The organism is Crocinitomix catalasitica ATCC 23190 (assembly GCF_000621625.1).
Taxonomy (GTDB): Bacteria; Bacteroidota; Bacteroidia; order Flavobacteriales_D; family Crocinitomicaceae; genus Crocinitomix; species Crocinitomix catalasitica.
Map to the genome: position 1 here is coordinate 48,194 of NZ_JHXV01000030.1, position 9,502 is coordinate 57,695.

The 9,502-nt window shown below is 34.1% G+C and carries 7 protein-coding genes; 3 read left to right on the forward strand and 4 right to left on the reverse strand.

Features of this window, described 5'->3' with window-relative positions; all coding sequences use genetic code 11:
- The first annotated feature begins 376 nt into the window (after nucleotides 1–376).
- Nucleotides 377–1,429 carry a CNNM domain-containing protein gene (locus tag T367_RS0115745; protein ID WP_027420709.1) on the forward strand — a complete coding sequence of 351 codons (1,053 nt, stop codon included), beginning with the start codon at nucleotides 377–379 and terminating at the stop codon, nucleotides 1,427–1,429.
- Between the two features lie 115 nt (nucleotides 1,430–1,544).
- On the opposite strand, the gene T367_RS0115750 is transcribed toward T367_RS0115745, so the two are convergent.
- Nucleotides 1,545–2,342, reverse strand: coding sequence for a universal stress protein (locus tag T367_RS0115750; RefSeq protein WP_027420710.1), 798 nt, complete (start codon nucleotides 2,340–2,342; stop codon nucleotides 1,545–1,547).
- Nucleotides 2,343–2,644: 302 nt separating this feature from the next.
- On the reverse strand, nucleotides 2,645–4,702 hold the full coding sequence (locus tag T367_RS0115755; RefSeq protein WP_027420711.1) for a T9SS type A sorting domain-containing protein: 2,058 nt from the start codon (nucleotides 4,700–4,702) through the stop codon (nucleotides 2,645–2,647).
- Nucleotides 4,703–5,123: 421 nt separating this feature from the next.
- On the opposite strand from T367_RS0115755, the gene T367_RS24155 reads away from it, so the two are divergent.
- The gene (locus tag T367_RS24155) at nucleotides 5,124–6,737 is read left to right on the forward strand and encodes a T9SS type A sorting domain-containing protein (RefSeq protein WP_051568603.1); all 1,614 of its coding nucleotides are present in this window, start codon (nucleotides 5,124–5,126) and stop codon (nucleotides 6,735–6,737) included.
- Nucleotides 6,738–6,751: 14 nt separating this feature from the next.
- On the opposite strand, the gene T367_RS0115765 is transcribed toward T367_RS24155, so the two are convergent.
- Together T367_RS0115765 and T367_RS0115770 are read right to left on the reverse strand one after the other, a co-directional pair.
- Nucleotides 6,752–8,242: a T9SS type A sorting domain-containing protein gene (locus T367_RS0115765; protein WP_027420712.1), complete on the reverse strand. Its 1,491-nt coding sequence runs from the start codon at nucleotides 8,240–8,242 to the stop codon at nucleotides 6,752–6,754.
- 82 nt (nucleotides 8,243–8,324) lie between these two features.
- Nucleotides 8,325–9,101 carry a M90 family metallopeptidase gene (locus tag T367_RS0115770; protein ID WP_027420713.1) on the reverse strand — a complete coding sequence of 259 codons (777 nt, stop codon included), beginning with the start codon at nucleotides 9,099–9,101 and terminating at the stop codon, nucleotides 8,325–8,327.
- A gap of 132 nt (nucleotides 9,102–9,233) precedes the next feature.
- Here T367_RS0115770 and T367_RS0115775 point away from each other — a divergent pair.
- A partial coding sequence (locus tag T367_RS0115775; RefSeq protein ID WP_027420714.1) for an ISAon1 family transposase N-terminal region protein occupies nucleotides 9,234–9,502 on the forward strand: 269 nt, incomplete at its 3' end.

Consider the following 9,502-nt stretch of genomic DNA (forward strand, 5'->3'; position numbering starts at 1 on the left):
CTGTTTGGGCAAATACGTTTGTTGTGAAAAGTATTGTCAGTATTAATATGAATTTTCTTTTTATCATCTTGTTTGTGCTTCAAAGGATGCGTCTTTTTAATTCAAACTTTCAGCCCTTTTTGTTCTCTTTTAAAATAGTGATTATTAAGTGAAAAGAGGTTGTTTAAAATGTTAAATAATGATAAGATAATTAGATGCCGTTCGATTGGCTATACTTTTTATAACGATTGCAGATATGGTTTTAGTTTCACCAATCAAAGCCCTTTTTTATTTCAGCGATAAACAAAAGCTTAAATAAAGGTGTAATAAAAGCCCTCCTAAACAAAGGAATATTCATATCTTTCTATTCTAAATAAATTTAACAGATAGCAAAAACATGACAATATTACTTTTGTTTTTAACCTTGAGTATTGGCTTTTCTTTTTTATGTTCAATTCTTGAAGCGGTTATTTTAAGTATTACACCATCATTTATTAGAAAACAGCGAGATAAGAATCCTCAATTGTATAAAGATCTCAATTCATTTAAAGAAGATATTGACAAACCGTTATCAGCGATATTAACCTTGAATACGATAGCGCATACGGTCGGAGCGATAGGTGTAGGTGCCCAAGCCGCGGTTGTTTTCGGAAGTACAGCGATTAATATTTTCTCTTTTCAAATTCCAGCAGAATCTATAGTTGCAACAGTGATGACATTGGCTATATTAATTCTAAGTGAAATTATACCTAAAACATTAGGAGCGAATTACTGGAAAAGTTTAACTCCAATTTCTATTAAAGGGATTAAAATTCTAATGAAAATATTGATGCCTTTGGTGTGGATGAGCCAGTTGATTACTAAGAAGCTTAAAAACGACAAGAATAAGAGCGTGCTCAGCCGTGCTGATTTGATGGCATTAACATTGGCAACAAAAGAGGATGGTGCATTGAGCAATCCTGAGACCAATGTGATTCAAAATGTATTGAATTTACCGAATACTACTATTCATGACATCATGACGCCACGCGCTGTGCTATTCGCTACTATTGAGAATATAACTGTAGAAGACTTGAGTAAAACAGAAAGGTTCGAGCAATTCTCAAGAATTCCAGTTTTTGCAGAAAACAAGGAAGAAATTCTGGGGATGGTCTTAAAAAATGATATCCTTTGGCAACTGATAGAGGACAATAAAACTGTCAAAGTAAAAGAATTGATTCGACCACTTTCAAAAGTGCAAGAGGATGAGCTTTTAGCAGATTTCTTCAAACGGAATTACGATAAAAGAGCACATATGTTTATTGTAGAAGACACCTATGGTAGTATAACAGGGGTTGTTACTTTAGAGGATATTCTAGAAACAATTTTAGGGTATGAAATCATTGATGAAACAGACAAGATAGCAGATATGCAAACGCTTGTGGAGAAGAAGGATAGTAAAACCGACTAAATTAATCGTTCAACCGATCTATAATATAAAGGTTAATACTCGCTATCTCAAACGAAATAGCGAGTATTCATAAAGTTTATAATTCAAGTTGTTTCAGGTAAAGCCTTGGTATTATCTATTGACTTATGATTAACAGTGAGGTAAGATTTTCCTTTACCAATTCTCTTGATACACTTCCTGTTCGCAAGCGTTGAAAGAAACCTTTTGGTTGTGTTAATGTGATTAAAACTTCTATGTTATTATTATCACGCCAATGTTGTATGCCTCCTAATATGTTTTCATCTTTTACGATTTCAATTTCACCAAAGCCCATGTTGGTTGAAATGTGCTGATAAAAATCTGTTGTCTCATTTACTTCTCTACTCACATGAAACATTTTCACGTCACTTTCAAAATAAGCTGCCAATTTCTTGATTTTATATAAAGTCTCAAGTGTAGGACTTTCATTTTTGTCAATTCCAAGCCCCATTTTTGAAATTGTATCTAATTCAAAATCAATAGGTATGATTAATAAAGGTGCTGTCAATTCTCCAATAAAATTAACAGATTTTTGTCCACTTACATATTTTAGAACGCCATGCTTTGCTTTAGAAAGTAGGACTACTAAATCTGGATTCGTTTTTTCAACATGCCATTTTAGTTCCCTATCATAATGCCCAACTTTAACAGCTGAAGTAACTTCAATTTTATGCGCCGCTTCAATGTTTTTCTTTTCAGTAGCAAGTTTTGCTGTAGCATCGTCCATCAATATTTGTGATAAATCACGAACAGAAGTCGATCCATACCCAGTGCTATCTATAACATGAAAAAGCACAATTTCGGTCGGTTTATCACTTGAAATAATTTTTGGTAATATTGTTTTAATAGCTGAGAATGATTCTTCTGTTAAGTCAGTTGGGAATAAAATTTTCATAGTGCTAAAATTTAAGTATTTAATAAATCCGTTTTAATTAAACCTTAAAATTAGCCAGTTTAAAGCCAAAAAATATTGACTTTTGTTTGTGCCCAGTGAGATAATTTACGCATTGAAAAATGACTTAAATCAGTCGTTAATTGAAAAAAACATGTTGTAATAACAAAAGGGCTGATTTGAAGGGGTGAGTTTTAAAAGAAGTAGATCTTGCCTTTAAGGGGAGAATTAAGCATAAAAAAAGCCTTTGGGTTTACCAAAAGCTTTTTTCGTGATCAGTTTTTAAACGATACTATTAACAAGTACTATTTATTTATAATTACTTTTTCTGTTCCAATTATATTAGAATTGTTATCATAAATTGAAACGAAATATAAGCCGTTAGCTGTTTCCAATTCAATCATTTCATTACTACCGCTATAACTTGAAGAATAAACCAGTTCACCAATTACGTTACGAATTTCAACCTTGCCATTCGTTAAAGCATTTGAGGCTATATTGATTAGCCCGTTACTAGGATTTGGATATACAGCGAATGAACTTTGTTCGTTATTATCTACACTTGCAAACTGATGATCTAATCTATAAACACCATCTGAATTTTGATCAACAAACCAAATTTTACCTTTTGGTCCAATTTTTACACCTTGAACACTATTTAAATCTGTACTAATACGACTAAGTTCTGTTGCTGGCATTGAAGAGATGTCATAAATAATAATTTCACCTGTTTCATATTCACTCACAATCATCCTATCATCAATTACATCTATACCTGATGGTTTAATCAAACCTGAAACAACCAATTCTTGTGTGTAACCTGTATACTCTGTATATTCAATAACTGGTTCAGGATTTGGATAATTAGGTGTACCACCAATATCACTCCCCGTTGTTATATCAATTCTGATGACACGTTGATTTCCGTGATCAACTACATAAAGCCATTTTTTTTCGTCGTCTAAAATTAAATGACTTACAATTTGCGATGCAGGATCTTTTTGTACTTCATCGTCAGAATATCTTCTAATAATGGCATCACCATGGTAATCATTTCCTGGTCCGTGATCTTCAGCAAAATCGTATCGAACGATGTCATTCGTATATCCATCAAAGATCCAAAATACATTGTCTTTTTCAGCAGCAATACCTTGACAATATGGACTTGCATGAAGCATATCTAAGTGACTTCCATTTCCACCCGAAGGTTCAGCATAAATAGCCATATCACTCGACCATAAAGAAGGTCCGGTGAAAGCACTACCACCATCATGATTTGCATCATAAACTCCTGGTGATGTTCCAAAATTTCCATTTTGACTAAATGCTATACCAGTAGTAAGAGACATAAAATGCCAAGCATTTCCATCTTCCTTATTAATGGATGTTTGCCCTTCTTCACCTGCGTTAAAAATCGTTGTTGTATTACTTCCTGTACCTTCAGTACCACGATTTACAACCCACAATTCCATATTTGTTAAAGTAGGGTGGAAATCCAAATCAGTTGGATCGTCAATACTTTCGCCTGTACCAGCAATTAATGTTGGTAATACTGGAGAATCTATATAACTTTCAATGTCATTTACTGTACCTGGACCGACTTGTATTTCTTTATTCAGGGTATCATTTACATTATATAAATCTTCATTTCCGATGTTGATATTATCCGCCCAAACTTTGATATTGTACATGCCTTCTATTGGCAAATCAATTGCAATACTATGTTCAACTGTAATTGATGAATAATTAGGAATCGACACACTAGCTACATTATGCGTTTCAGTTGCTCCGCCATCCACACTATAATTCAAATCAAATGAAGTGATAGTCTCCGTTCCTCTATTAAAAACTTTAGCTTCCAAATCATAGTCACCTGTTTCTATATATTCAAACAAATTAGATTCGTATACTGAAAGATCATACAATGGTGGCTCTTCAACTACAAAAGTATAAGTACCGCCTAAGCCAAGTCCTTCAAAAGTTGCGATTTGATAACCGTTGACCAATACATCAAAAGAAAAACCGCCATCACCCCAATCGTCCGTGTATATAATGTCATAGCTATTTCCTAAAGGTAAACACCAAGGACCTTCTATGATGTCTGCATTGTTAGGGTATCCACCAGGAGGATTATCTCTATTCCCAGCACCGTCGCATCCGACTAGTTCATTTTCTCCTTCAAAGATGGTTCCATCTCCACAGTCATTACCACTAGGTAATAATTGCCAATAACCCTCGTTCCCAAAAGCATCAGTATGCACAACAATAGTGACTTCTCCTTCTGATATATCACATTGTGCAAACGTTTGATGACCAAATGAAAAAACAGAAACAATGGTGAATAAGCGTATTAATTTTTTCATATTCAATTTGATTACTATTTAATTTTTATAATTGATGCAAAACGCATTGAATTCAAATCATAAAGCGCCTTAAAATGCTCTTTATGAATGAATTTGTAAAGCTAGTGAATTCATATAGCTTGCCAAAGTCAAAATAGTTGAACTATTGGAATTTTAAAATCGGACAGTCAATCTACATAGGCTGAGCTTAAACCTATAGGGTGTTTTGCTGTAAATTAAAGCTTGTAATTTTGGACTGATCAACACTTTTTTCGACAAAAATTAGATTCCTTTTCGGGGTATTGTCAGATTTACCGATAGAATTTTTAGGAGTACAATTTTTGGGTTATCTTGAATTTCCTTTATTTTTAATTAATGGTAACTTCGCTATCGAAGGATAAGGTTTCTTTTTTTAACTGAATATCTGAGGGCAAAATCTGCTATGAGTAAATACACTTTCATTTTATTATTTCTATTCGCATTAATTCCATTTAAAGGATCCACACAAGATGTCTTTCAAAAGTTTTATGGTTCTCGTGATGGCGATCAAGGTTATGCTATAATCAATAGTGCTGATGGGAATTTTGTGATAGCAGGGTCATACGAAACTGACGGTTTAGGAACTGCAATTTATTTGTTGACAAAAGTAACACCGACTGGTGATACATTGTGGGTGAAAACATTTGGACTTCGTTCCGATACTTCAGTTGCTCGAATCGATCGACATAGTACGCTTGGTATGAAATCGTATGGTATTGTTGAGTGTGTTGATAATGGCTATTTATTAACAGGAGCAGCATTTGAAGTTGGTTTTGGAGCGGATGATGTTTATATGGTAAAGACTGATGCCGATGGAGAACTCTTGTGGTCCAAGGCTTACGGTGGATCGAACGAAGACTATGGGAATTCGTTGGCACGAACGCGTGATAATGGATTTATTGTAGGTGGTGCAACGGAGAGTTTCCGCGTTGCTATTCGTGATGGTTACGTTTTACGATTAGATGAATTTGGCGATACCTTATGGACTTTAACCATTGGCGGTTCAAGTATTGATGAAATAAAATCAATTATTGAAACGGAGGAAGGTGACTTTATCGCTACTGGAAGTACCTTTAGTTCTGGTGCAGGAAATTCAGATGTGTCTTTGGTGAAAATAAGTGCCGCAGGTAATATTGTTTGGGAAAAAACTTATGGCGGTTTAGCCAATGATTATGGAAATGAAGTGATCGAGACTTCAACTGGATACGTGATTGCAGGTGCGTCGGTGAGTTTCGGTTATGGTGAAGAGGATGCGTATCTAATAAGTGTTGATTTTGACGGGGATTTACTGTGGTCGAAGACTTATGGCTCGGATAGTTTTGATGGTTTTAGCTCGATTATTGAGGGAAGTGATGGTGGTTATTTGATGGTAGGCTATACCCAAAGTTTTGAAAACTTAATGGATGTACTGCTGATTAAAACAGATGATGAAGGCAATTTAGCATGGAGTAGGGCATACGGAGGAATTGGATACGACTATGGCGAAGGACTTATAAAAACGGATGATGGTGGATATTTATTGGTTGGATATAGTCGGAGTTTTGGGAGTGGAACTGATGATATTTATTTGATTAAAATAATAGCGCCTGACAATCTACAATGTAATATGAATATTCCTTTTTTAGGTGAGAAAAACGCGGAGACTTTGGCCTTCTCTACTTCATCTTCGATTACTAGAAATGGTTCTCTCGCAATTCCAGAAACTATTATTGGAGCTAGCTACATCAACATCATTACGGAATGTTCTTCAAATCTGTCAATTGATCATTTTAATGATGAGATCGACAACTCATTTACTATTTATCCAAACCCAAGTTTAGGTCAAGTTTATATCGAATCGGAAGAAGGGATCATGGAATCAATAAAATTGTACAATTCAATTGGCCAAAATGTCATGTCAATGCAAGTTGATGAATCGATAGTCTCAATCAATCTCAATAATTTTGCGCAGGGAATTTATTCGGTTTTAATAGAAACCGCAGAAGGGATTTCACGGAAGCAAATTGTATTGCAATAAGGATTTATTGAAAATTAGAGCTTAATAAATTGCTTTTGCATTGTGATGTTATCCGTTGTGATTTGAACGGAATAAACTCCATTTTGCAATGCCCGTACATCAATTTGAGTTTCCTTTTCAGCTTCCGAAAAGATTTCAGATTTTATTAAATTACCGGTGCTATTGTATATTTCAATTAAGAAGCCACCTGTAAATTGCGGATGATTAATAGTTAGATAATTCGTTGTAGGATTTGGATAAATAATTAAATCATTTTCGATTTCATTTTTATCAGTACTGAGTGAGAAGTTACTTCCGCATTCACCATCAGCGTCAGAATAATATCTTATTCCTTCGGAGACATCTTGCATGCCATCACCTACATAAAAAGAGCTATAACCAAAGTATTGACCGCCTAATCCTATCACATTAAACTTATTATAATAACTGACACCCATATCTACTTGCTGTAAACACTTGCAGGTGGTATCTTCATCATCATGGCATCCGTACCCTGATAGATAGTTAGTTACTTCCGCTAGGCGCCCACAATGTAAGTACGTTAAGTGGTTTTGTGCTATATCATAATCTACCCAATGAAATTCTTCTGGTAAGTAAGGAGAGGCTTTTTTATCTAAATTTGAAACAACCTTCGTTTCAGTTCTAGTACCATAAATTGGACCTGTTCCATCATCCCATGAATTGAATGTTGAGTATTTGTATTTCACTTCCATTGTGTACGCAAGTGTATCTTCACTGATATAATTTTTATCTATGAATAATAATTCCCTGATACGACTTGAACCGAAGGAGCTGAACATTGTAGAGGTTTCTTCATAAGATGAGTATATAATTCTATCGCCGATTTCATGATCATGAATTTCACCAACTGTATTTTTAGTAATGCCAACTCTGGGGTATTCCGATCCTACTAATTTTAATGGTTGGTACATTTTTTCATCTGTATATATCGGTTGATAAGCCTCAGGAAAAGTATAAAAAGGGTAAATAGTCGTAAATCCAGTTAATTTTCCAATTTTAAATTCGGGATCAATTAAATTGAACTCGTCACTATTGCTGAATAAACTTATTGTTTTAACAGAGTCTAAAACGCCTAGTATTTCTTCTTCAATAATCGACGAAATCCAACCTTTAATAAATTCACCAGTTGGATATGTGTAGACTGTGAAGGTATCGTTTAATTCTGCTTGAGTGAGAATGGTTATGGTATCTCCATTGTTATTGAAAAATAAATTAGTACCATTCGTTTCTACTATTACTTTTTCGCCAAGCCAACATGGTGATATTAGTACCTCACAAGTGTCAGTATTTCTTCTAAAAGTTTGAAAACTATAAAAAATTGAATCTTCATCAACAAGATGAGTTGAGTCTATTCTGGTTGCTAGATAATAGTTGGCTTCAAAATTTTCAAAATAATTAATGTCTTTTGAGTTGATTGTCTGATAGTTTTGGCTCCAAGTAATAACTGCTAGAAAAACTCCGAATAGGGTCAAAATTAGTTTCATACTTTAATTATTAGCTAGTTAGTTCTAAAAAGATAACGATTTTGAATTAATAATGGTTGGAATTTTAGGCATATTTAAAAGATCAAACCGTTTTATCAATTTTGGGATTAAAACACATCTCTAACATCTTGTACAATTCGGGATGTTTGCGTTTTAAGAGTTTTGGACGCTCGAAAAAATATTCGGAAACCACAGTGAAAAATTCGATTTGAGAAGTGCCTCCGTACGAACGAACATCCGATTTATTGGCATTGATTTTTTCCATTTCCTTGTGCATTAAATTCACCCAAGGCAAAACATATTCTTGACCGATAAAGTTCGAAGGAATACCGTCCATTTCACCATCTAATTTGTCGAGCAAGTGCACGAATTCGTGAATGGCAGTGTTGTGTTTGTCTGTTTTGTTTTTAAAACCATGGTGCAATGCTTTCCGTGAAAGAATCATTTGATTTTCGTATTTACCATTGCCTACCATACCCGAAATCCAACGGTCTTCAACATTCATCTCATAACCCAATTTCTGATTAAAATTGTCAGGATAAATAATCACACCTGTGATATTCGTATATCGCCAATTCCTAAAATGAAACACAGGAATAATTGCACTAGCCGCCACAAATACCCGATCAATTTCTTCTAGATCAAAACCAATACCTTCAATATAAACCTCATTAATAAAATTGAGCATCTCATCCTTAAAAATCACTTTTTGATTCGGATTTAAACGTTGATAGAAACGCACATTTTTCTCTAGTATTTCATCCCATTCAGCAGGAGTTTCAGCTAGCGGTTTCTTTCTGAGTTTAATCACAAAGTATATGGTGCCAGCAATGACTAGTAAGGGAATTATATATTGCATTTAAATAGGCGTTTTTTAAGGTTGGTTAAAAATAACAATCTATTCTAACCAATCTTATTTCATTGGGATCAGTCACAAAAGTTGGGGAGGAATTTAGACTAAAATGATTTTCTTTGTAAAAAAGAATAAGTTTTGGAGGGATATTTAGACTTAATAAAAATGATTTTACCTGAGATTTTGGTAGCACATTTTGAGCTTACGGAATCAAAAAAAGTAGGAGAACGATTGAACCTTTATTTTGAGGAAAAGAATACTGTTCCCCAAGAATTTAATTCACGTCAATTAATTTCAAAAGGTTTTCATAAAACCATTACAGTTCAGGATTTTCCTTTAAAAGGTATGTTTGTTTTTTTTCATATTAAACGACGTAGATGGACAGATAAAGAAACATCTGAAATTGT